This is a genomic window from Halomonas sp. AOP13-D3-9 (assembly GCF_052379125.1).
GTDB lineage: Bacteria > Pseudomonadota > Gammaproteobacteria > Pseudomonadales > Halomonadaceae > Vreelandella.
The window spans coordinates 1-22,380 of record NZ_JBQSYH010000010.1; the positions used below are offsets into that span (position 1 = coordinate 1).

The following is a 22,380-nucleotide window of genomic DNA, read 5'->3' on the forward strand; positions in this document are numbered from 1 at the left end:
TTATTCATAGCAGTGATACCTTCGTTGTTATATTGGGTGGCGTGTTGTTAGGCGCGAGCAGTCAAGCGTTGAGTAATCAGCGACTCTAATGTTTGTTGGTCGCTGGCGAAGCGTCGGATCCCGTCAGCCAACATCTCGTTGGCCATTGCATCTTGGTTATGCTGCCAGCGAAAACCAGCTTCTGATAGCGGTGTGGATGGTTCATGGGTGACGGATGTCTGTTGGATTTTGGAGGCCGCTTCTCCCTCCATGCTATTAAGCTGCTCTAGCAGTGCGGGAGAGATGGTCAGGCGATGGCAGCCCGCCAACGCTAAGACCTGATCGGTGGTACGAAAACTCGCCCCCATAACGACTGTGTCGTAACTACCAGCGGCAGCCCTCTCGCAAATCCCTTTTACAAATAGCACGCCAGGATCTTCTTCTGGGGTGAACTGCTTACCTGTTGTTTTTTGGTACCAATCGCTAACGCGGCCAACGAAGGGGGAAATCAGATACACCCCTGCATCAAAGCAGGCCTGCGCCTGAGCATCGCTGAACAAGAGCGTTAAGTTGCAGTTGATACCTTCCCGCTCTAGTTGCTCGGCCGCACGGATCCCCTCCCAGGTAGACGCGAGCTTGATCAGCACACGGTTGCGGTTAATCCCCTGTTTTTCGTAGCGCTCAATCAACTCGTAGGCCTTGTGGATACTCGCTTGAGTGTCAAAAGAGAGGTGTGCGGACACTTCTGTCGATATTCGTCCAGGTATCACGTTGGAAATTTGCCCGCCGATGGCAACCGAAAGTTGGTCAACTATCCGGCTCGGGTCGCTCTCATCACGACATGTTTCAGCAAGCACTCTATCGATCATCTCTTGATAACGCGGCAGTTTGAAGGCCTTGAGAATCAAAGAGGGGTTAGTGGTGGCGTCCTGTGGTTGATAGCGCTTGATGGCATCCAAGTCGCCCGTGTCGGCCACGACCAGTGAGTGTTCGCGTAATCCATTCAGAAGCGACATTGTCTACTCTCCATAGAAATGAACATCGTGTGTTCAAATGATTGACCATTTTTATCGATTTAGTCAAATCTGCACGCCGATTGAATCGAATTTAAGGCCATTGCACAAAAGTATAATGCCCTCTGAGTAATGTTCTATTTTCAAATATTAATAATTTAATCAACTATTTATATTTAGAATCTGAATTTTTCGTCTTAATTCGCTCATAAAAAACAACATGATCTTATGATCGATGTGTTTACAAATGCTCGGTTGGTGATAGATTGAATAGCGTCAGTAGACGGCTGGCAACTGCGTAGTGGTGTTCGCCGTTGTTCGTCGTCCGCATTTCTATTGTCTGAAAAGGGAGAGCATGAATGTCTAATACGACGGCTTCTCTCAGAGTCGCCATTGGCGGTGATGAGGCCGCTTACGACTTGAAAGAGATTCTTATTGGTTATATCCGGGAGTTAGGCTACGAAGTTGAAGATTTCGGCACTTTTAATGCCCAACCGGTGCTGTACCCGGACATTGCCTTTGAGGTGGCCACGGCTATTAAGGAGGGGCGCTTCGACCGTGCAGTGCTGGTTTGTGGCACGGGGATCGGGGTAGCTATTTCTGCCAATAAGGTGCCCGGTATCCGCGCTGCGCAGGCACACGATACTTACTCAGCAGCTAAGGCGCGCACCAGCAATGATGCTCAGATTGTCACGCTGGGGGCGAGGGTGATTGGGCCTGAGTTGGCTAAATCAATAGTGGCAACCTTTTTGGGCAGCCACTTTGCGGGTGGTAATTCCGAATTAAAAATCGCAAAAATTGACGAATATGAGTCCCGGCTGAATACTCAGTGACCGTGGTGTCGCTAATATTCGTTAACGCTGATTAATAAGATCGCATTAAAAAAGCATTTATAACAATTCCATGCAAGCTGTAATACGCAGTTTGGCCTCACTCCAGAGGATATAATAATGACACGCCTATTTAATGACCCAAGTGATTTCCCTGAAGAAGCCCGTTTAGGCTTAGTCGCTGCACATCGCGATAAACTGATGGCTGTGCCGGGAGGTGTTGTGCGCAGTACGCGCAGTCAGGCAGGTACAGTTGCGGTTGTGATTGGTGGTGGTAGTGGCCATTACCCAACCTTTGCGGGATTGGTTGGGCAGGGGCTGGCCCATGGCGCAGTCATGGGAAATCTGTTTTGTTCGCCTTCTGCACAGCAAGTTTATTCCGTCGCCAAAGCTGCCAACAACGGCGGTGGTGTGCTGCTCTCTTTTGGGAATTATGCTGGGGACGTGCTGCATTTTGGCGAGGCGCGAGAGCGTTTGATCGCGGACGGTATTCCCTGTGAAATCGTGCTGGTCACTGATGATGTCGCCAGTGCACCCTTGGCGGAGATTGATAAGCGCCGCGGCATCGCAGGTGATCTAACGGTTTTTAAAGCCGCAGCTGCTGCCGCAGAAAAGGGATTATCACTGGAAGAAGTGGTTCAAGTGGCGCAGGAGGCAAATCGCTGTACGCGCTCTTTTGGGGTGGCGTTTGAAGGATGCATGTTACCAGGTGCAGCCGATTCGCTCTTTCATGTGCCTGAAGGTCGAATGGCCATAGGGCTGGGGATTCACGGCGAGCCGGGTATTAGTGAGACGAATATTCCTTCCGCAGATGGCTTGGCAGACATCCTCGTTACCCGATTATTGGAAGAAGTGCCAGAAGGTATCAATCTTAAAGGGGCCCGGGTGGCGCCGATACTCAATGGCTTGGGTACCGTTAAGTATGAAGAGCTGTTCGTTATTTATCGCAAGGTTGACGAGTTGCTGCAGGAAGCTGGATTAATCATTGTGGAGCCCGATGTGGGCGAGCTGGTGACCAGTCTTGATATGGCCGGGGTTTCGCTGACGTTGTTCTGGCTTGATAAAGGCATGGAACCGCTGTGGACTGCCGCTGCGGATGCGCCGGGCTATCGAAAAGGCAGCGTGACGCCCGCGCAGGCGCTGGATCCTGCCGAGGTAGAGGTGGTTGCTCAAGATGAGGTTCCCGAGGCGAGCGATGCCTCGCGGGCATTGGCGAGCGGCGTCGTTGAGGCGCTCGAAGTGCTCGCCAATACGGTCAATGAAAACTGCGAGATGCTGGGCCAGATTGATGCGGTGGCGGGCGATGGTGATCACGGTATTGGTATGCAGCGGGGTAGCAAGGCTGCGCTTGAAGCTGCCAAAGAGGCTTTCGATAGAGGGGCGGGTGCGGAGACAGTGCTGCAGTGGGCTGGGCAGCGCTGGTCTGATAAAGCGGGCGGCACCTCTGGCGCTATCTGGCGGGTTATCTTAAAAGCGATGGGTGAGTCGCTTGGCAATGAGCAGCCGCTCTCAGGGCAGCGTCTAGCGGCTGGTGTGGTCAATGCCCGCCAGCAAGTGATGGCATTCGGTAAGGCTGAGTTGGGCGATAAAACGCTTGTTGATGTGTTGGTGCCTTTTGCCGATGCCCTGTCCTGTGAGGCTGAGAAAGGCCAGGGAGCTTTGGCTTGCTGGGAATCCGCTGCACGCGTAGCGAGTGAGGCGGCTGAGGCAACCAGGCAATTAACTCCCCGTGTTGGCCGCGCACGCCCATTGGCTGAAAAAAGCGTAGGTACGCCTGATGCTGGTTCGGTTTCATTGGCGCTGATTATTCAAGCGCTGATTCCTGTGTTGAAAAAGTGTCAAGCAAGCTGACATGATACATGCCCTTCAACAACCCCTGGATGCCGAGGATGAATGGTCAAGACGCCGCAGATATAGACTTAATGACGGAGATTTCAACGCTCTACTATGTGCAGGGGGAAACGCAGGAGGCGATCGCAAATAGGCTCGGGCATTCGCGTGTGCGAATAGGGCGGCTGCTCAAGCGTGCACAGGCAGAAGGGATCGTGGATGTCCGAGTGCGCCTGCACCCCGCCGTTAGTGTTGAGATTGAGCAGGAGCTCAAACGGCGCTTTGGCCTGAAGCGAGCGTTGATTGCTCTGGATAATGCCGACCCGGATGTGCAGCGCTCGTCGGTTGCGAGTCTAGTGGCAGATCATCTGTCGCGTAGTTTGACCGATGGCCAGATCGTGGCCGTTGGCATGGGGCGTAACGTGGCCGCCGTAGCGGATAACGTTTTCCTGGCGGAATCGTTAAAGGTTTCATTTGTTTGCGCCATTGGCGGCTCGCTGCGCGCAGGCGAGCACATGAATCCTGACCATATTTGTCGACGTTTGGCGAGTCGGTTTGGCGGTGACAGTGAGACGCTTTATGCCCCTGCGCTGGTGCAGAATGGTGAGCTTAGGGATGCATTGTATGAAAACTCCACCGTGCGCCAGACACTAGACCGGGCTCGCCGTGCGGATACCGCTCTGATTGGTGTAGGCGATGTCAGTGAAGACAGTAATATGGTGCGTATGGGGTGGTTTTCCGCCCAGGAGATTGCTGAAGCACGGCTCTCTGGAACCGTGGGCGATATGATGGGGTATGACTTTATCGATATCCATGGAAAGCCTTCTGCCACGCAGATGCAGGGGCGTGTGGTGGGGCTTAATATCCAGGATCTCACGCGTATTCCCGACGTTATTGCTATCGCCAGTGAGAATACTAAAGCGGTCGGCATACTGGGGGCGCTGCGTACCGGGGTTATCGATACCTTGGCGACTAGTGTCACTAACGCGCACACCATTCTGCGTCTTGATGAAGCGACTGCCGGGTAAGTGCGCGCTTAATTTGTATTCAAAATCTAGGATTTCTCGGCATCTTAAGCTTAGGCCGGCCCAACTTTATCTGTTGCATTTATTGGCTTTCCTTAGGCATGTGGGCGCTCTTTAGCATGCCTGGTTTCTCCCTTGTCTCCCGCTCCGATGCCAGTGGTATTTGGCAGGTATTTGTACATTTGCGCGATGCTGGAACATATAGAATGGCTTAGAGCGATGTTTTCACATGGCTGAAATAATAAATAATTTCCATTTTTAAAATTTAAATATAAAAAACAAGCAATTATGTTATTGGTCTAAAGTATAAGATTAGAAAATTCCATTATGGATTGACTCAGCTATGCTTAAAGTAGTTAATTCATATGTACACAACAAGATCTTTTGTAAAGCGTGCGCCGCTAGCCAAGCAATACAAGATATATTAGGAGTGAATAATGCATAACGCCGATAACAACAATCACACCGAACTGCCACTAACCATGCAAGCCGTCGTAGCCTACGCGCCTGGTGATTATCGCCTTGAAGAGGTGGACGTGCCGCAAGCGGGAGAGGGTGAAGTACTGATTAAGGTCGAAGCATGCGGAATCTGCGCAGGCGATCTCAAAGCCTATGAAGGCGCCCCCAGCTTTTGGGGAGATGATACTCAGCCTGCTTATATCAAAGCGCCAATGATTCCAGGCCATGAGTTTATTGGCCATGTGATGGCTTTGGGAGAGGGCGTTAAAAACCTTGAGGTCGGTGATCGCGTTATTTCTGAGCAAATTGTACCTTGCTGGGGGTGTCGTTTCTGTCACCGTGGGCAGTACTGGATGTGCGAAAAGCACGATGTCTATGGGTTTCAGCATAACGTGAATGGCGGTATGGCCGAATATATGGTCTTCCCCAAAGAAGCCATTAATCACAAGTTGCCCGATGAGATTCCAATGGAAAAAGCGGTTCTTATTGAACCCTATGCGTGTTCGTTACACGCCGTTAAGCGTGCGCAGATTGAACTGGGCGATGTGGTTGTACTCTCCGGTGCAGGCACTTTAGGGCTAGGGATGATTGGCGCGATCAAAAAGTCCGGGCCTTCCAAGCTGGTCGTGCTGGATCTCAATAACAAGCGATTAGAGCTTGCTAAACAGTTTGGTGCTGACATTGTCCTGAATCCCGCTGAAGTCGATGTTATTGACTACGTTAAAGGCATAACGGAAGGCTATGGTTGCGATATCTATATTGAGGCGAGCGGTGCGGTACAGTCGGTAGAGCAAGGTCTTTATATGATCCGTAAATTGGGTCGCTTTGTCGAATTTAGTGTATTCAAAGAGCCAGTGACTGTTGATTGGAGCATTATTAGCGATCGTAAAGAGCTGGATGTACTGGGTGCGCATCTAGGCCCTTATTGTTACCCACCTGTCATTGAAGGCATTGGTAATGGTGATTTCCCAACGGATCATGTGGTGACCCATAAGCTGCCGTTAGCCGAATTTCATCAAGGGCTAGAGCTAATGCGCAATGACCCTGATGCGTTAAAGGTTGTGCTTATACCTGAAGGGAAGTAAGTGGCAGCCGTTTGTTATTTATAACTTTTTTATAACTACAATGATAACCGGAGTGATTATGTCGGCGACATTAAATTCGGTGCCCGGTGATAAGCGTATAAAGGTCTATGTGGCAGCTGCTTTTGCGTTAGTGCTGTTTGCACTCATGGCGTTTGATACCAAAGTCATTAGTCTTACTGAACTTGAGAGCGAGGTGGGGTTTTCACCCCAGCAATTTGCTCAGGAAGCATTTCCCGAGATTCAAGCCTATGTCGAGAATAACGCCGTAGATGCATCGGTATTGGCGCCAGAAGTGCTTCAAGATGCCAGCGCGGCAGGTGAGAGGTACGGTGTGGCTGCTGGCATTGGTCATATTGTCCCACTCTCTTTATCCGGAGTTGCCGTAGAAGGCCGGGGGGGCGTTTACACCCTTGAGGTTGCTGATGTGCCTTCAGATATCGTCATTCGTGTGCAAACAGGCCCAGCCATTAATGGCACTACGCTGAGAGATACAACCGGCAATATTCAATTTGGCGACTTTACCAATCAGATTGAGTACCAAGATGTCGGCGCAGCGCTCAATGACGAAATGAAGCGTCAAGTGCTGGCGGATATTTCCGGCCAAGATTTAGCCGGAAAAACGTTAGAAGTAGTCGGCTCCTTTACCATGATAAATCCCAAAAACTGGCTAATTACTCCTGTGAGTATAGCGATCATTGAGTGAGGGGCGGCTATGAGTATCGATACATCAACAGTGAAAATGGCTCCGCCCGAGGTGATTCTTTCTGCACACAATATCGAAAAACGTTTCGGTGCTGTGCAAGCTCTCAAAGAAGTGAACTTCGATATATATCGAGGACAGGTGACAACGCTGTTTGGCGAAAATGGCGCGGGTAAATCTACGCTGATGAAAATTTTGTCTGGCGTCATTGCTCAGACGGCTGGGGAGATTGTATTGGAAGGAGAGAGCGTCAGCTTTTCTTCGCCGTCGGATGCTGAAGTGCTGGGAATTACCATTATTCATCAGGAGTTGAGCTTGGCCCCTAACCTGAATGTGCGTGACAACATTTTTATGGGTCGTGAGCTGACTAAAGGAAGAGGCAGCGTCGACTATAAGGAAGAGGCACGTCAGGCTGAATTGTTAATGGAGGAGCTGGATGAACCGATCCACCCTCTCACCCTGGTTGAAGATCTGCGGGTGGGGCAGCAACAAATCGTTGAAATCGCTAGAGCTCTGTCCAAGAACTCCCGCATTTTGATTATGGATGAACCGACTTCCGCATTGAGTGCCACGGAAGTCGAGACGTTATTTAAAGTCGTCCAGGATCTCAAAAACAAGGGTGTGTCGATTGTTTATATTTCTCACCATTTGGAAGAGGCGCTGCAGATTACCGATCATGCTGTTGTTCTCCGCGATGGGGTCATGACTGCTTACGCTCCACGTAGTGATATCGACCTGCAGTGGATCGTCAGGCATATGGTAGGAGAGAGTTTCGATCTTGGCTCACCGCCCACCGGGTATGAGCAGGGCTCCACCGCGCTCTCTATCCAGAACCTTTACGTAAGCGACGATAAAGTGGCTGGTCGCTATGTTGTTGAGGATCTTTCTCTTGATGTGCGCGCTGGCGAGATTGTTTGTATTTATGGGCTAATGGGCGCTGGAAGAACTGAGTTATTGGAGTGTGTGGCAGGACGAACCCGGCAGTCCAAGGGAGATATCTTGCTCAACTCAACTGACGTATCCCATTACAACATTGCACAGCGAATCGAGAGAGGGTTGGTGTTAGTGCCTGAGGATCGCCAGCGTGATGGGCTAGTACCCACCCTGTCAGTCGGTAGAAATCTGTCGCTAGCCAGTATCCCTGCGTTTACTCGCAAGGGGCTTACTTCATCCAGCTTGGAGGCAGAAATGATTAATTCAGCTATCGATAAGGTGCACATTAAAACAGACGGTGGGGAGGCGGCCATTGGTTCACTGTCTGGCGGTAACCAGCAAAAAGTGGTGATCGGTAAGATGTTGGCTACTCATCCAGATGTCATCATGCTTGATGAACCAAGCCGTGGTATCGATGTGGGCGCCAAGGCCGAAGTGTTCAAGTTATTGAGCCAAGGGGCTCGGCGGGGGGTGGCGGTTGTCTTTACAACATCTGAAGTAAGCGAGTGCTTGAGTATTCCACACAGAGTACTGGTGATGAGCAAGGGACGAATCTCCGCTGAATTCAAACCGGGTGTAACGAAAGATGAAATTATGGCTGCTTCAGGCGAATCAGTGGCTGCATGATTATTCAATCGGATAGGTAATGACTATGTCTCATCACAACAATAGCGCGTTACAAGTTGAAAAAGGCAGTATCGATATCGTCAAGATTTTGCTGGAAGGGCGGGCTTTTTTTGCATTAATCGTGATCATTATTGTCTTTTCCATGCTCTCGCCTGTTTATTTTTCAACGGGTAATTTTTTAACCATGTCTTCGCATGTGGCTGTTTTTGGCTTGCTAGGCATCGGCATGCTGTTTGTCATTCTGACTGGCGGTATCGATTTATCGGTTGGCTCTACGTTGGCACTTTGCGGCGTGTTCGCGGGTATGTTGTTAGAAGGGGTGGAGATTAAAGCGTTTAATTTGGCTTTCTTTCCTTCAGTGTGGGTCGTCGTGGTACTTACCTGCTTACTGGGCGGCCTCGTGGGGGCTATCAATGGCGTATTAGTTGCCTACTTCAAAGTGCCTGCTTTCGTGGCCACGCTGGGCATGTTGTACGTCGCGCGCGGAGCCGCACTGCTGCTAACCGATGGGTTAACGTTCAATAGTTTAAGTGGTGACCCTACATTAGGTAATACTGGGTTTGAATGGCTTGGGTTTAATAAACTATTCGGTATTCCTGTAGGTGTTTTGATTCTCTTTTGTGCTGCGGTTATTTGCATGTTGGCGCTCAGTCGTACGCCGTTTGGCCGGTGGATTTACTCTACCGGTGGCAATGCGCGTGCTGCAGAGCTATCTGGGGTGCCCGTCAATCGCGTTAAACTCTCCGTCTACATTATTTCTGGCGTATGTGCTGCCATGGCTGGAATTGTGCTCGCCTCACAGTTGACGTCGGCTGGGCCTACCGCAGGTACTACCTATGAGCTGACAGCGATTGCTGCGGTTGTGATTGGGGGTGCTTCACTAATGGGGGGGCGCGGCACGGTTCGCAATACATTATTGGGTGCTTTTGTGATTGGTTTTCTAGCTGATGGTCTGGTCATCATCGGTGTGTCTGCCTACTGGCAGATGGTATTCACGGGCAGCGTTATCGTCTTCGCTGTCATGCTAAATAATGTCCAATACAGCGCTAAAAACAAGTCCTCGAAAAAAGCTGAGAAAGCTGCAGAAATTAAGCGCGAAGGTTCTAGGGCAAGCGCTACTTAACGTGGCATTGCTTAGAAGTGTGACCTGCTCAGGTCTACCTATTTAAAGACTAACAATCATAACGATGAGGTAATAATCATGATTCCAAAAAGTAAAAAAATGCTTTTTACAGCACTCGCCAGTGTCTCGATGCTCTTTAGTAGCTCTATAGTTGCTCAGGATAAGGGGATGATCTCAATTATTGTCAATGATATGTCAAACCCCTATTGGCAAACGGAAGGAACCATTGCTGAACGCACAGCAGAAGAGCTGGGCTATGACGCAAATGTAAGCTCCCATGTGGGTGATACCAACACTGAGAGTAATCAGGTCGATACGGCAATTACCAATGGTGCTAAAGCAATCATTCTCGATCCTGCTAATGCGGATGGTTCCATTGGCGCTGTGCGAAGAGCAATCGATGCGGGAATTCCGGTATTTATTATTAATGCTGAGATTAACCAGCAGGGCTTGGCCAAGGCGCAACTGGTTTCCAATAATGCACAGGGTGCCGCGCTAGGCGCGCAACAGTGGGCAATGCAACTAGATGGCGAGGGATCCTATATAGAGTTAAAGGGCCCACCTTCTGATAACAATGCAGCGACAAGGTCCAATGGCTATGAGACGGTGCTTAGCCAGTATCCCGACCTCACCCTGGCAGCATCTGATATCGCTAATTGGGATCGAACCGAAGGGCGCAATAAAATGCAGAGCATGCTCCGTTCTCATCCTGATATTCGAGGCGTTATCAGCGGTAACGACGAAATGGCCTTAGGCGCCATTGTGGCCCTAAAGCAGGAGGGGCGGCTAGACGATGTAATAGTAGGTGGTTTTGACGGTTCACCCGATGCTGTAGATGCGGTCCGTTCTGGGGAGTTGGCCTACACCGTGCTACAGCCGGTCGCCGTATTTGCAGAACATGCGGTAAAAATCGCTGATCATTACATCAACACTGGTGAAACGGGATTGGATAGTGAAAAGCAGCTTTATGACTGTATCCTTATTACGTCGGATAATGTTGATAATTATACCTCTCCTTTCGTTCTAGAAGAGTAGGTTTTAGAAGAGCAAGGATTTGAAAATCCTGATGAGAAGCCAGCCAGCGTTAACGCTGGCTGGCTTTTTGAATAAGAGGAAGTGGCAATGATATTTAATTTTGGTTCCATCAATATTGATCATACTTACCGCGTCCCCTATTTTGTTCGCCCTGGCGAAACGCTGGAAAGCAATCAATACAGTGTCGGCTTGGGTGGAAAAGGCGTCAATCAATCGCTGGCGATAGCGCGTGCCAAAGGAGCGGTGAGTCACTGGGGGCGAGTGTCATCGATAGATGCCTGGGTGGCCCATGAACTTAAGTCGGCGGGGGTCGGTGTAAAAGATATCGAATTGACCACAGAGCCAAGTGGGCATGCGATTATTCAAATTGATTCATCTGGTGAAAACGCGATTCTTTTATTCTCTGGCGCTAATCATGGTTTTACGCAGGAGAGAATGGTGGCGCTGATTGCGCAAACCGCGCCTGGCGACACACTACTTATTCAGAACGAATGTAACGGGCTTGATCAGCTTATCCCACTGGCAGTAAGCCATGGCTGCAAAGTGATATTTAACCCTGCGCCAATGACCGCCAAGGTAGAATCACTGCCTCTAGAGCAATGTGAACTACTTTTCTTTAACCGTACAGAGGCCGCCGTTTTATTACAAATGCCGGTAGAGTCGAGCGCTGCAGATTTGCTAAGACGTTGTAAAGAGACGCTTGACGATGTCGAAGTAGTGCTTACCTTAGGTAGCGAGGGGGCTTGGTATCAGCGCAGTAGCGAGACCCTTTTCCAACCGGCTTTAAAGGTAAAGGCCATTGATACAACGGCCGCAGGCGATACCTTTGTGGGTTACTTCCTTGCCGCTAGGCAAGCTGGCCTTAAACCTTCTCAGTGCTTGAAAAGAGCAACAGCGGCGGCTGCCCTGGCGGTTCAAAAGCGCGGTGCCGCTAGTAGCATCCCGATGGCGGAAGAGGTTGATAGGTTGATGTGCTGCCAACAGGAAGAGCTGTAGAGCTGGTTTTTTTGTAGCTTGCATGAGGCTGACGGCCACCACTCCCACTAGCTGGCATTGCACGGCCAGCATCTGACGAAGTCAGCGCTATTTGCGTATGCCTATATGCTTTTCCACTCCATTAGAATCCCGCCTTTTAAATAGCAGTGATTGACCGCCGTGTTTGGCGTTTTTTCTCGCTCGCTGCCTCATGTCCTGTTCAGTCTGCGTTATTCGCTAGGTCTGGTATGCCTCTATCGCTGCACAGCGGATAGGCGCGCTACTTCGTGCTGAAATCCTTTGAATTGGTCAACCATTTGGTTTTTGAAAAGGGTTTTTGTATCAGTTTTATCTTGATCTATAATATTTAAATATTGTTTTGCGGTATTTTATTTTTTGGCTTTTTATTTCATAAGTATTTGAATTATAATGTTAATTAATTGATTTTTGCATGTTTTTGGATTTCCCTATGGAGCGTTATTAAGCTGCTCATTTTTTCTTTAGACTAAAGTCACGTTTAAAAAACAGAAAATTATCTCTATCTTCAAATGGTCAACCATTTGGAGGTGACTGGAATGAATCAAACAGCTACCGCGTCGAGCGCTGGTGTTATTGAGGTGCTTCGGCAGCGGGCTTACAAAATTCGCCGCCATGCCCTGCGGATGGGTGAGGTGCAAGGGCAGGGATACGTTGGTCAAGCGCTCGGGATTGCCGATGTTTTGGCGGTGTCTTACTTCCATGCTCTAAAGCTGGATCCCAAGAACCCTGACTGGGAAGAACGAGATCGTTTTTTGCTTTCTATAGGGCATTACGCTATCGCGCTGTATGCCGCGCTGATTGAGGCTGGCGTTATTAGCGAGGAAGAGATCGAAGACTACGGCAGCGACGACAGTATTCTGCCCATGTCAGGTATGGCCGACTACACACCGGGCATGGAAATCACCGGTGGCTCGCTAGGTCACGGTCTGGGTATCGGCGTAGGAATGGCGCTGGGCCTCAAGCGCAAAGAGAGTACTTCACGGATTTTTAACCTGCTTTCAGATGGTGAGCTAAATGAAGGCTCGACCTGGGAAGCTGTCGCCTCCGCAGCCCACTGGAAGTTGGATAACCTGATTGCCATTGTCGATGTCAACGATCAGCAAGCCGACGACAGATCCTCCACCGTACTCAACTACGAGCCGATCGCTGATAAGTGGGTTGCGTTTGGGTGGGAAACCTACCGTGTTGATGGCAATGATCTTGAAGCGCTAGTCGAAGCCTTCGACAGTGCGCTAGCCAGTGACTCAAAGAAGCCCCGGGTGATTATCTGCGACACTCTGATGGGGCGCGGTGTGCCTTTCCTCGAAGAACGTGACAAGAACCACTTTATTCGTGTTGATGAGAATGAGTGGAGTGTGGCGCTCAAACAGCTTGATGACGTTTACGGTGTCCAGTAAGGAGGAAATGAAATGAGCGCCAAAAAGAAGCTAAAGACCTCGGCAATGATTGCGTCCATCGCGGGCGAAGACCAGCCAACGACCGCTGCGCCCTTCGGCCATGCATTGGTAGAGGCTGCTGGGAAAAATCCCAAGATTGTGGGTATGACGGCAGATCTGGGCAAATATACCGACCTGCACATCTTCGCCCAGGCCTACCCGGATCGCTACTACCAGATGGGCATGGCTGAGCAGCTACTCATGATGGCTGGTGCGGGTATGGCACGCGAAGGCTTTATCCCTTTCGTGACGACCTATAGCGTTTTCGCCTCACGCCGTGCTTACGACTTTATTTGCCTAGCGATTGCCGAAGAGAAACTCAACGTCAAAATTGTTAGCGCACTTCCCGGGCTTACCACGGGCTATGGCCCGAGCCACCAGGCTACCGAAGATATCGCTATCTTCCGCGGCATGCCGAACCTGACCATCATCGACCCTTGTGATGCGGTTGATATCGAGCAGTCAGTTCAAGCGATGGTCGATTTTGATGGCCCCGTCTACTTACGCCTACTGCGTGGCAAGGTGCCCCGTGTTTTAGATCGCTTTGAAGGTTACCAATTCGAGATCGGCAAGGCTAAAAGGCTGCTAGATGGAGAAGATACTCTAATCATCTCTTCTGGGCTGATGACGATGCGTGCGATTGAGGCTGCCGATGAGCTGAGAGAACAAGGCACCAACGTGGCGGTTTTACACTGCGCCACAATCAAGCCGCTAGATACCGATACCATTCTGGCGGAGGTTCGTCGCTATCCTGAACGTCCCGTCTTCGTGGCCGAAAACCACTCAATCATTGGTGGCCTGGGCGAAAGCATCGCATCGCTGCTGATGAAAGAGGGTGTATCCGTCAAATTTAATCAGATCGGCCTTCCTGATGAATTTCTGGATGCCGGTGCTTTACCCACTCTGCATGACCGTTACGGTATTTCCACCAAGGAGGTGATCAAAACGCTAAAGCAGCACGTTGCCTGAATAGACTAACTAAATCAAAAAACTAAGACTCCAGCTACGTTTGATAACCGCTATTTCTAACAACAAATATTTTAATAGAGAGAAACGTCATGAAAAAAACAGTCCTTGCTTCTGTCATTGCCAGCGCCTTTTTCATTAGTGGTAATGTCGCCGCTCAGCAAACCCTGCAACTCGCCCACAATGCGGCGGAAGGTAACCCCAAGTGGGATGCTTCAGAACTCTTCGCAGAGCTCGTCGAAGAAGGAACCAATGGGGAATTAATAGTCGATGTTGGTGGTAATGCGCAGTATGGCGACGATATGGAAGCCATCACTCAGATGAGAATGGGTACCTTGGCGTTTAGTACCAATAGCCAGGGCGCGACATCCAGCGTTGTGCCGCAGTTTTCCGTTCTGGGGCTACCGTTTCTGTTCAACTCTCTTCCCAACGCTTGGGAGGTTATGGACGGCGAAGTCGGCGATGAACTGAAAAGGCTTTCTGAAGAGAAGGGGCTTGTACTACTGGCGCTGTGGGATAATGGCATTCGTCATGTCAGCAATAATGTTCGCCCCATTGAGACCCCTGATGACCTGGAAGGCCTTAAGATTCGAACCCCTCCCGATGAGATGACGGTTGATATCTTTGAGGCGCTTGGCGCAAACCCCACCCCAATGAATTTCTCTGAACTCTATATTGCTCTTGAACAAGGGGTCGTTGATGGTCAGGAAAATCCATTAATGAATATTTACTCATCCAAGCTTCACGAGGTGCAGGACTATATTTCCTTAACCGGCCACAAGTATGAGTCAACCCCGCTACTTATGAGCAAGATGGTCTGGGATACGCTTTCATCCGAGTACCAAGAAGTGATTCAGCAAGCGGCCGTTGAGGCGGGGGAGTTCAATCGACAAGCGTCACTTGAGGCCGACGATGCGCTGAGAATTAAGATGGAAGAGACGGGTGTCGCTTTTAACGAAGTAAATCCTGAACCTTTCGTCGAAGCCACTTCATCCGTTTATGACCAGTGGGCAGAAGAGTACCCAGAATTGGTCGAGATGGTCGTCAATGCGGCTCAGCGTGAAGCGCAATAACGGAAGGGGCTTTTCATGACGCTCTCAATAGAGAGCCGCGACAGTGGAGTGGGCGGGCCCACTTCACTGTTAGCGAGCTCAAAGCGTGTGATTTATCACACCTTCAAATGGGTATCCATCGTCGCTGTTGTGGCTATCTTCGTGTCGCTATTACTGGGTGTGGGGGTTCGGTACCTTTTCTCTACTAACTTGGGCTGGGTAGCGGAAGTGCCCAACTTGGTTTTTCCCTGGTTAACCATGTGCGCCATCGTCGCCGCTGCGGCAAGGAACGAGCATATCGGCGTCGAGCTGGTCGTCGAAAAGCTGCCAAGACTACCGAAGAAGTTAGTGGTATTGGCCGTCAACCTAATAGCAATGATCGCTTTTAGCTTCATGGCCGTTAACGGGTTGGATGTCGTTGAAATTGCAGGCTCCCAGCGATTGCCGATAACCCGGATTGGTATGTCCTGGGCTTATTGGTCAGTCGTCGTTGGTTTTATGGGGTTAGCTGTTATTTCGTTCATCAACATCGCAATGGTGCTCACCGGGGGAGATCAATCCTCTGAACCTCAAGTTTCTCACGGGGAGGAAGGGATATGACGGCCCAGATGCTCATTGGCTTTGTCTTGTTGCTGTTAATGGCGATGCCGGTTGGTTACTCGCTGGTGATAAGCGGATGGGCGGCACTATCCGTTTTTGGCCCTATGCCATCCAGTATGGCAGTCATGAAGATCTTTCAACCGACGCAAAGCTTCCCTCTGCTGGCGATCCCCTTTTTTATACTCTCTGGTGGGCTGATGATGTCCGGCAAGCTAGGACAGAAGCTAGTGGGTTTAGCCTCCATGTTGGTGGGTAAATATCACGGCGGGCTTGGTCAGGTCACCGTGGTGGGTTCAACTGTCTTCGGTGGAGTCTCAGGGTCTTCGGTAGCAGAGGCGTCCGCACTGGGTTCCATGCTTATCCCTTGGCAAAAGAGAGAGGGGTATCCTGGCGCTTTCGGTGCTGCTGTTACCTCAGCCTCTTCTGTGATTGCTGGCCTGATGCCGCCTTCTATCCCACTCATCCTGTTTGCTACTGTCTCGAACACCTCCATCGCATCACTGTTCATTGCCGCTGTAATTCCAGCGTTAATGCTTGCGGGTGGCATGATGCTGGCCTGCAATATCATTGGCAGACGACGCGGGTTCCCACGTCTTACCCTCAAGTATACGGGCGCTGAAATAAGAAACACGCTGTTCTCAGCGCTCCCCGCGTTGCTGATGCCGGTATTTATCGTTGTGTTACTACGTGCGGGGATTGCCACACCCACAGAGGTGAGCGTCATCGCCGTTGCCTATGCCTTGGTAGTCAGCAGTGTTATCTACCGTGACCTGACGGCTGAGCGCGTCATGAGCGCGCTGACAAACACCGTGATCACCACGGGCATTGTGATGCTCATTATCGCGGCAGCCAACATTATTGCTTACATCCTGACGTCTGGCGGTGTCCCGCAGGCCGTCGCTCAATGGGCTGTCGAGTATCTAAAACACCCTATCTTGATCATTTTGGCGATCAACTTGCTGATGCTCTTTATCGGCATGTTCCTCGATTTGCCCGCTGCCATCTTGCTGTTAGGGCCAACGCTGGTCTCCATTGCCAACGCGATTGGGCTAGATCTGGTGCAGCTTGGCATCATCATGTGCGTGAACCTCAGCATTGGTCTGTTCACTCCCCCCATAGGCACCACTCTGTTTGTCTCTTCTGCTATTGCCCGTGAACGTATTGGTGCCGTGGTTAAGGAGCTGGGGCCTTTCTATTTGGTGGCCATTGTCGTGTTGCTGCTGGTGTCCTACGTGCCAGCGCTGATTATTTATTGAGGTGGTTATGCAAACTATTGCATTTGCAGGGCTGGGCGCCATGGGGTGGCCTATGGCAACCCGGTTGAAAGAAGGTGGTTTCCAGGTGCTAGGTATGGATGCCGTTGAGTCAACGGAAACGGCTTTCAACGACCAGGTGATGTCTTCCGAGCAAAAACAGCGCGGACTGACCCGTTGCGAAGCACTTTTTATCATGGTGGTCAATGCAGATCAGGTGCGTTCTGTACTGTTTGGTACCAACACTATTGAGTCGCTTAAGCAAGGTGCTTGTGTTGTCCAAATGTCGACCATTGCCCCGGACGATGCGGCGGCTATCTCACAAGAAGTCGCGGCGATGAGGCCTGACCTGCACTTCATCGATGCCCCGGTGTCAGGCGGAGTGGTAGGTGCCGAGGCGGGTGAACTCACGATTATGGCAGCGGGCACCCAAGACGCTTTGTCGAAATGCCGTCAAGCGTTTGAAGTGTTGAGCAAAGTTGTATTTGAAGCTGGGGAACGGCCGGGGCAAGGCGCGGCGATGAAGGCGGTCAATCAACTGCTATGCGGCGTGCACATTGCCGCCGCTGCAGAAGCGTTGGCACTGGCAGAGAAGAGCGGTATTGATGCCTCAACAATACTAACGCTGTTACAGGGATCATCAGCTTCCAGCTGGATGCTGAAGGATCGTGGCCCACGGATGATCGCTGAGCCCAGTGATATTACCAGTGTGATCGATATTTTCTGCAAAGACATGGGCATTGTCTGCGACTCAGCCAAGACCTCCAAGGCATTTACGCCACTGGCAGAAACCGCGCGTCAGCTATTTGTTTCCAGCGCTGAGCGAGGAGAGGGCAAGTTAGATGACAGCCAGCTGATTCGCACTTACCGACTGCTTAATGGAACGGCCTAAGGGGACACAATGCCCAGTTTTATATCTTTCAGTACCGCGGCTTACGACGGCTATGATTTCGATGTGATTCTGCCATCGCTAGCGCGGTGTGGCATAAGGAATGTGGAGTTTGCTTTTATCGATGGCTATGTAGAGGCCTTCACCGACAGCGATTTTACTGCTGCTTTCGCCGCTGAGCTAAAAAGTGAAATGCAACGCCATGGCCAGCAGTGCCGCTATTTTTCCGGCCATATTGATTTGGGCATTGAGAACGCAGCCGCCAGGCTTGAAGCACGCTGCCGTTTTGCTGCGTCTTTAGGGGCCTCCTGTGTAATTACTAACGCTGCCACGCGCGAGAGCGCAGACAACTTCTTTGCCCAGGCCGATACCCTGGCTGCGATTGCTCACAACTACGGTGTGCGCATTCTGCTGGAGAATCCCGGCAACGGCGTTCCCAACTTACTCGACCATGCCAGTGACGCGCCGGGCTTGCTTAAACAGCTGGACGCTCAGGCCTTCGGTATTAATTACGATATCGGCAATCTGTTAGCCCACTGCCCAGCTCGAGAACCGCTTGAAGATGCACGTGCGGCAATGGATATTGCCGACCATTTTCATCTTAAACCCTGTGTGCGCCGCGAGGATGGTATCGATTTCGTTCCATTGGGAGCAGGGGATGTGAATGACACTGCGCTAGCGGCGGAGCTTCTTCGCCAGAATAAGCCGTTTTCACTCGAGCTTCCATTCCGCCTTCATCGCGATGCCAATGCTCAACCTTGGCGCGATGAGCAACCACTGCCACTCGATGTCATCGAGTGGCGTATTTCCCGCTCTCTTATGGAGCTGGAGTCTCTTGACAAACAATTTACGACAAATCAATAAAAGGAGAACGTTATGCTACTTAAAGACAAGGTTTGTATCGTCACAGGCGCCGCAGGTGAGAAAGGCATTGGCTTGAGAACCGCGAAGCTCTTCTATGAACACGGAGCTTCAATCGTCATTTCCGATATCAATCAGCAGGCTTGCGATCAGGTGCGCAGCGAGTTTGACCCTGAGCGCTCGCTAGTAGTGGTTGGAAACGTAGCGAACCGTGATGATTGCTTCAATTTAGCGAAGGCAGTCACGGATAAATTTGGCCGCATTGATGTGCTCATCAATAACGCTGGTATTACTCAGCCGGTGAAGTTCGAAGAGATCTTACCCGAAGACTATGATCGCATTCTGGACGTTAACCTCCGGGGCATGCTCTATATGTCTCAGGCTGTCGTGCCACATATGAAAACGGCGAAGTCAGGCTCAATTATTAATACCTCTTCGGTTTCTGCGCAGCGGGGTGGCGGTATCTTTGGGGGCCCGCACTACAGTGCTGCCAAGGCAGGCATGTTAGGGCTGGGCAAGGCTATGGCACGCGAGCTTGGTGCTTTTGGTATTCGTATTAACTCCGTCACGCCGGGATTAATTGCTACCGATATTACTGCTGGCAAGCTAGACGACCAGATGAAAGCCAAGATTTTAGAGGGCATCCCGCTGGCACGAATGGGCACTCCTGAAGATGTAGCCAAGGCCTTCCTGTTCTTGGCGAGTGACCTTTCCAGCTACATTACAGGGGCCACCCTGGATGTTAACGGCGGTATGCACATTCATTGATTATGCTAAGCTGCCCCTATACTTACGATACGGTATAGGGGTGGCGCTTGGATGATGTTATGAGTCAGATCGATCCGAATCTTTTGGATAGACTTAAGGAGTTTGTGTCGGTCTCCGAACTGTCTAAAGATGGCCGGTTAAAGCTTCCGGCCGAAAGAGCGCTGTGTGAGCATTTTGATATGCATCGTTCGTCGGTTAGGAACGTCCTTTCTTTATTGCAAAGTCTTGGTTTCATCGAACGCAAGCAGGGGAGTGGTACTTTTCTTAAAATGCCCGAGCCTGTTTTTATCCAGCTCTATTTTGAGCTGGCGCTTAAGCTCAACTACATCTCCGTCGATCATCTTGAAACGGCACGCGAGATGTTTGAAAAAGAGATCGTGCAGGCTGCCGCGGTTAACCATCAGCCCCATGAGCTGAAAAGGCTTGAGTTACTCTGCGAAAAAATCGTGACGTCATCCGATGTTCTTGAAGGCATTCAGGCGGATTATGAATTCCATGAGCTGTTGGCCATTATGGCCAAAAATCCTGCCGTATTGATTATTTTCCAAGGGTTATCATCGGTACTGAAAAAAGTGCTTCATCAGCGCAGGATTTTGGCACGGCAATCTAAAGAAGCACACAAGAAAACCAACGAGACGCATATTGCGATTGTCGCTGCCGTCAAAACCCGTGACAGGGAGCTCGCGCGTCAAGCAATGCACGATCACTTTGAGACGTGGAATCAGCAGACGATGCGTAGCTTTCCGAAAGCCGAGGGGGCAGGCATGTTTGCCGAGTAAGTGCTGCTGTTCGGCAAGAATCCTAAGTGGCGATGCAGGCTTCAAAAACTTCTTGATTGAACTAGGTAGCGAGCAATCATTTAAACTGCCCGCTACCTAAGCGTATCCAGAGGTTAGGCAGTGACCTACCGTAGCCCTTGAATCTTTTTATGATTTTCCAGGGTCATGACCAACGCTTCGGCGGCTTCTTTGCCTTTGGCGCGGAAATGGCCATGGAAAAAATCATGGTGCGTGCTGTGTTCATGAAAATGATGAGGTGTCAGCACAACCGAAAGAATGGGGATTTCGGTTTCCAGTTGCGCTTGCATCATGCCTTCAATGACCGCTTGAGCAACGAATTCGTGCCGATAGATGCCGCCATCAATGACAAAGCCTGCCCCCACAATGGCGCTGTAACGGCCGGTTTTGGCGAGTAGTTTAGCCTGAAGCGGGATTTCGTAAGCCCCTGCAACTTGGAATATCTCTACTTGGTCAGCGGAAAAGCCATGCTCGCTGGCAAGTTGAGCAATAAATGCCTCTCGGGCTTGAGTGACTATATCGTGATGCCAAGACGCTTCGATAAAGGCAACGCGAACTGATGAGGAGTGTTGGGTCTGATTCATGGTCATCCTATGGGATTGTTTACCAGAACCAGGGCATGAGGCATCCAATAGCACAGCACCCGTATGCGTTGGAACGCTACGGGTAATATCACTAGGAAACCTTCTCTTTTATCCGGACTATGACCGTCGGCTCCGGAATCTCACCGAATCTGCTGTCCTCAACCGTCAAGTTATACCCGTCGGTTGAGCGCTCGTGGGCTTGTCCGCATCGACTGCGGCATCACCACCGGTGGGGACTTGCACCCCGCCCTGAGAAAGTTCGCCATTAATGGCGGAAGGCATTATACGCTGGCTGGATAGTAGATACAGACGGCGAGACAAATATTTTTAATTAGCACCCCGCGCTTGGAAAGGCGTGACGTCACCCCAGAACGACAGTTAATAGTGATAAACTGGCCATGACGCTTAGCAGGATAAGTACCCTGGCGCTTAGCCAAGGTTGACCATTGGAGGACCGTTTGAAGGGCTACCGTTTCAGTGCAGAGAGTGCAAAGTCGCTTGCGATTTCGCTGGGTATAGGCGCCGTGGGCGGTACGCTGTTTCAACTCACCGGTTTGCCCCTTGCCTGGATGCTGGGCCCGCTGATTGCCAACCTGCTGGCCTCTTCACAAGGCGTGAAGGTCTCGGTGCCCGAGCCGCTGCGTAATGTGTTTTTAGCGGTAATGGGCCTGGTGTTGGGTAGCCAGGTTACGCCGCAGTTGGCGCACCGTGTACTGGATTGGCCCGTTTCCGCCGCGCTACTATTGCTGGGGGTGGCCGCTTCCACCGCCGTGGCCGCTGCCTGGTATCGGCGCTGCGGGTTTGACCCGGTTAGCGCCTGGTTCGGTGCCTCGCCTGGTGCCATGACGGCGATGATCCTGCTAGGTGAAAAGTGCGGTGGCGACCCCCAACGCATTGCGGTGGCGCAGTCGCTGCGCATCATTTTAGTGATTCTTTTTTTACCGCCGCTATTTTGGGCCTATGAGGGCGGCGGCGAAGGTATTGGCCCTGTTCACAGTGGTTTGGAACATGCCTGGATGCTGCTGTTGATCCCGCTGTTATTGCCACTCGGCCGCTGGCTGCGAATGCCCAGCCCAGCACTGCTGGCACCGCTGCTAGCCGCTGCCCTATTATCCGGTGTTGATATTGCCAGTCTCGCTCTGCCGGAATGGGGCATGAACCTGATGCTGTGGGTACTGGGCAGTGCCATTGGTTCGCGTTTTCAGGGCATGACGCGACAGCTCTTTGGGCGTTATTTATGGCAGTCTGGCGTGGCGACACTGTTAGCACTGCTGGTGCTGGCGCTATTTGCCGAGCTGATTCACCAACTGCTCGGGGTAGGGCGCGATGTAGCGCTGCTGGCGCTGGCACCGGGCGGCATTGGCGAGATGGCAATTTTGGCCGTGGCGTTAAACATTGATCCGGTATTTGTCGCTTTTCATCACCTGTTGCGTATGGTGACGCTGATGATTATTGCACCGTTCTGGGCGCGTTGGCTGCTGCGTCACTCCAATTCTCCATAACATTTTAACGACATCTACA

At 51.0% G+C, this 22,380-nt stretch carries 21 protein-coding genes and 1 riboswitch; of the genes, 19 read left to right on the plus strand and 2 right to left on the minus strand.

Annotated features, from left to right (window positions below; translation table 11 throughout):
• Window positions 1-47: 47 nt before the first annotated feature.
• A complete protein-coding gene (gene tal, locus ACT3UM_RS12175) occupies window positions 48-995 on the minus strand; it encodes a transaldolase (RefSeq protein WP_498899111.1) in 948 nt (315 codons plus the stop codon).
• Window positions 996-1,351: 356 nt separating this feature from the next.
• Between tal and ACT3UM_RS12180 the strand changes: the two genes are divergently transcribed.
• The 18 genes from ACT3UM_RS12180 (at window position 1,352) to ACT3UM_RS12265 (ending at window position 20,257) form a co-directional block, all read left to right on the plus strand.
• Window positions 1,352-1,825: an RpiB/LacA/LacB family sugar-phosphate isomerase gene (locus ACT3UM_RS12180; RefSeq protein ID WP_342584879.1), complete on the plus strand. Its 474-nt coding sequence runs from the start codon at window positions 1,352-1,354 to the stop codon at window positions 1,823-1,825.
• Between the two features lie 117 nt (window positions 1,826-1,942).
• Window positions 1,943-3,673 carry a dihydroxyacetone kinase family protein gene (locus tag ACT3UM_RS12185; protein ID WP_498899114.1) on the plus strand — a complete coding sequence of 577 codons (1,731 nt, stop codon included), beginning with the start codon at window positions 1,943-1,945 and terminating at the stop codon, window positions 3,671-3,673.
• Window positions 3,674-3,711: 38 nt separating this feature from the next.
• Window positions 3,712-4,680 carry a sugar-binding transcriptional regulator gene (locus ACT3UM_RS12190; protein ID WP_498899115.1) on the plus strand — a complete coding sequence of 323 codons (969 nt, stop codon included), beginning with the start codon at window positions 3,712-3,714 and terminating at the stop codon, window positions 4,678-4,680.
• Window positions 4,681-5,114: 434 nt separating this feature from the next.
• Window positions 5,115-6,221, plus strand: a complete 1,107-nt coding sequence (locus ACT3UM_RS12195) for an MDR/zinc-dependent alcohol dehydrogenase-like family protein (protein WP_498899117.1) — start codon at window positions 5,115-5,117, stop codon at window positions 6,219-6,221.
• A gap of 58 nt (window positions 6,222-6,279) precedes the next feature.
• Window positions 6,280-6,924: a DUF2291 family protein gene (locus ACT3UM_RS12200; protein ID WP_498899119.1), complete on the plus strand. Its 645-nt coding sequence runs from the start codon at window positions 6,280-6,282 to the stop codon at window positions 6,922-6,924.
• A gap of 9 nt (window positions 6,925-6,933) precedes the next feature.
• Entirely contained in the window at window positions 6,934-8,481 is a 1,548-nt protein-coding gene (locus tag ACT3UM_RS12205; RefSeq protein WP_498899121.1) for a sugar ABC transporter ATP-binding protein, read from the plus strand.
• Window positions 8,482-8,506: 25 nt separating this feature from the next.
• On the plus strand, window positions 8,507-9,604 hold the full coding sequence (locus ACT3UM_RS12210; RefSeq protein WP_498899123.1) for an ABC transporter permease: 1,098 nt from the start codon (window positions 8,507-8,509) through the stop codon (window positions 9,602-9,604).
• A gap of 78 nt (window positions 9,605-9,682) precedes the next feature.
• Window positions 9,683-10,639 (plus strand): D-ribose ABC transporter substrate-binding protein, encoded by a 957-nt coding sequence (locus ACT3UM_RS12215; RefSeq protein WP_498899125.1) that lies wholly within the window; start codon window positions 9,683-9,685, stop codon window positions 10,637-10,639.
• A gap of 87 nt (window positions 10,640-10,726) precedes the next feature.
• Entirely contained in the window at window positions 10,727-11,635 is a 909-nt protein-coding gene (locus ACT3UM_RS12220) for a ribokinase (protein WP_498899127.1), read from the plus strand.
• A 554-nt stretch (window positions 11,636-12,189) separates the two neighbouring features.
• Complete coding sequence (locus tag ACT3UM_RS12225; RefSeq protein WP_498899129.1) at window positions 12,190-13,050, plus strand: transketolase; 861 nt, start codon at window positions 12,190-12,192, stop codon at window positions 13,048-13,050.
• A 12-nt stretch (window positions 13,051-13,062) separates the two neighbouring features.
• On the plus strand, window positions 13,063-14,058 hold the full coding sequence (locus tag ACT3UM_RS12230; RefSeq protein ID WP_498899131.1) for a transketolase family protein: 996 nt from the start codon (window positions 13,063-13,065) through the stop codon (window positions 14,056-14,058).
• Window positions 14,059-14,147: 89 nt separating this feature from the next.
• Window positions 14,148-15,128 carry a TRAP transporter substrate-binding protein gene (locus ACT3UM_RS12235; RefSeq protein ID WP_498899133.1) on the plus strand — a complete coding sequence of 327 codons (981 nt, stop codon included), beginning with the start codon at window positions 14,148-14,150 and terminating at the stop codon, window positions 15,126-15,128.
• Between the two features lie 15 nt (window positions 15,129-15,143).
• Window positions 15,144-15,707, plus strand: a complete 564-nt coding sequence (locus tag ACT3UM_RS12240; RefSeq protein ID WP_498899135.1) for a TRAP transporter small permease — start codon at window positions 15,144-15,146, stop codon at window positions 15,705-15,707.
• Window positions 15,704-16,963: a TRAP transporter large permease gene (locus ACT3UM_RS12245; protein WP_498899137.1), complete on the plus strand. Its 1,260-nt coding sequence runs from the start codon at window positions 15,704-15,706 to the stop codon at window positions 16,961-16,963. Before ACT3UM_RS12240 ends, ACT3UM_RS12245 begins: the two co-directional genes overlap by 4 nt.
• A 7-nt stretch (window positions 16,964-16,970) precedes the next feature.
• Entirely contained in the window at window positions 16,971-17,852 is an 882-nt protein-coding gene (locus ACT3UM_RS12250; RefSeq protein WP_498899139.1) for an NAD(P)-dependent oxidoreductase, read from the plus strand.
• 9 nt (window positions 17,853-17,861) lie between these two features.
• Window positions 17,862-18,713: a sugar phosphate isomerase/epimerase family protein gene (locus ACT3UM_RS12255; RefSeq protein WP_498899141.1), complete on the plus strand. Its 852-nt coding sequence runs from the start codon at window positions 17,862-17,864 to the stop codon at window positions 18,711-18,713.
• Window positions 18,714-18,725: 12 nt separating this feature from the next.
• A complete protein-coding gene (locus ACT3UM_RS12260) occupies window positions 18,726-19,478 on the plus strand; it encodes an SDR family NAD(P)-dependent oxidoreductase (protein WP_144811013.1) in 753 nt (250 codons plus the stop codon).
• A gap of 59 nt (window positions 19,479-19,537) precedes the next feature.
• The gene (locus tag ACT3UM_RS12265; RefSeq protein WP_088699142.1) at window positions 19,538-20,257 is read left to right on the plus strand and encodes a FadR/GntR family transcriptional regulator; all 720 of its coding nucleotides are present in this window, start codon (window positions 19,538-19,540) and stop codon (window positions 20,255-20,257) included.
• A gap of 125 nt (window positions 20,258-20,382) precedes the next feature.
• On the opposite strand, the gene ACT3UM_RS12270 is transcribed toward ACT3UM_RS12265, so the two are convergent.
• On the minus strand, window positions 20,383-20,859 hold the full coding sequence (locus ACT3UM_RS12270; protein ID WP_035584817.1) for a 6,7-dimethyl-8-ribityllumazine synthase: 477 nt from the start codon (window positions 20,857-20,859) through the stop codon (window positions 20,383-20,385).
• A gap of 96 nt (window positions 20,860-20,955) precedes the next feature.
• A riboswitch (FMN riboswitch) is annotated at window positions 20,956-21,120 on the minus strand.
• Between the two features lie 197 nt (window positions 21,121-21,317).
• On the opposite strand from ACT3UM_RS12270, the gene ACT3UM_RS12275 reads away from it, so the two are divergent.
• On the plus strand, window positions 21,318-22,361 hold the full coding sequence (locus tag ACT3UM_RS12275) for an AbrB family transcriptional regulator (RefSeq protein ID WP_498899144.1): 1,044 nt from the start codon (window positions 21,318-21,320) through the stop codon (window positions 22,359-22,361).
• Window positions 22,362-22,380: the final 19 nt, after the last annotated feature.

Excerpts from the sequence above, each read along its gene's own strand:
- tal (WP_498899111.1), bottom strand. The coding sequence starts at position 995 with ATGTCGCTTCTGAATGGATTACGCGAACACTCACTGGTCGTGGCCGAC.
- ACT3UM_RS12180 (WP_342584879.1), top strand. The coding sequence starts at position 1,352 with ATGTCTAATACGACGGCTTCTCTCAGAGTCGCCATTGGCGGTGATGAG.
- ACT3UM_RS12185 (WP_498899114.1), top strand. The coding sequence starts at position 1,943 with ATGACACGCCTATTTAATGACCCAAGTGATTTCCCTGAAGAAGCCCGT.
- ACT3UM_RS12190 (WP_498899115.1), top strand. The coding sequence starts at position 3,712 with ATGAATGGTCAAGACGCCGCAGATATAGACTTAATGACGGAGATTTCA.
- ACT3UM_RS12195 (WP_498899117.1), top strand. The coding sequence starts at position 5,115 with ATGCATAACGCCGATAACAACAATCACACCGAACTGCCACTAACCATG.
- ACT3UM_RS12200 (WP_498899119.1), top strand. The coding sequence starts at position 6,280 with ATGTCGGCGACATTAAATTCGGTGCCCGGTGATAAGCGTATAAAGGTC.
- ACT3UM_RS12205 (WP_498899121.1), top strand. The coding sequence starts at position 6,934 with ATGAGTATCGATACATCAACAGTGAAAATGGCTCCGCCCGAGGTGATT.
- ACT3UM_RS12210 (WP_498899123.1), top strand. The coding sequence starts at position 8,507 with ATGTCTCATCACAACAATAGCGCGTTACAAGTTGAAAAAGGCAGTATC.
- ACT3UM_RS12215 (WP_498899125.1), top strand. The coding sequence starts at position 9,683 with ATGATTCCAAAAAGTAAAAAAATGCTTTTTACAGCACTCGCCAGTGTC.
- ACT3UM_RS12220 (WP_498899127.1), top strand. The coding sequence starts at position 10,727 with ATGATATTTAATTTTGGTTCCATCAATATTGATCATACTTACCGCGTC.
- ACT3UM_RS12225 (WP_498899129.1), top strand. The coding sequence starts at position 12,190 with ATGAATCAAACAGCTACCGCGTCGAGCGCTGGTGTTATTGAGGTGCTT.
- ACT3UM_RS12230 (WP_498899131.1), top strand. The coding sequence starts at position 13,063 with ATGAGCGCCAAAAAGAAGCTAAAGACCTCGGCAATGATTGCGTCCATC.
- ACT3UM_RS12235 (WP_498899133.1), top strand. The coding sequence starts at position 14,148 with ATGAAAAAAACAGTCCTTGCTTCTGTCATTGCCAGCGCCTTTTTCATT.
- ACT3UM_RS12240 (WP_498899135.1), top strand. The coding sequence starts at position 15,144 with ATGACGCTCTCAATAGAGAGCCGCGACAGTGGAGTGGGCGGGCCCACT.
- ACT3UM_RS12245 (WP_498899137.1), top strand. The coding sequence starts at position 15,704 with ATGACGGCCCAGATGCTCATTGGCTTTGTCTTGTTGCTGTTAATGGCG.
- ACT3UM_RS12250 (WP_498899139.1), top strand. The coding sequence starts at position 16,971 with ATGCAAACTATTGCATTTGCAGGGCTGGGCGCCATGGGGTGGCCTATG.
- ACT3UM_RS12255 (WP_498899141.1), top strand. The coding sequence starts at position 17,862 with ATGCCCAGTTTTATATCTTTCAGTACCGCGGCTTACGACGGCTATGAT.
- ACT3UM_RS12260 (WP_144811013.1), top strand. The coding sequence starts at position 18,726 with ATGCTACTTAAAGACAAGGTTTGTATCGTCACAGGCGCCGCAGGTGAG.
- ACT3UM_RS12265 (WP_088699142.1), top strand. The coding sequence starts at position 19,538 with ATGAGTCAGATCGATCCGAATCTTTTGGATAGACTTAAGGAGTTTGTG.
- ACT3UM_RS12270 (WP_035584817.1), bottom strand. The coding sequence starts at position 20,859 with ATGAATCAGACCCAACACTCCTCATCAGTTCGCGTTGCCTTTATCGAA.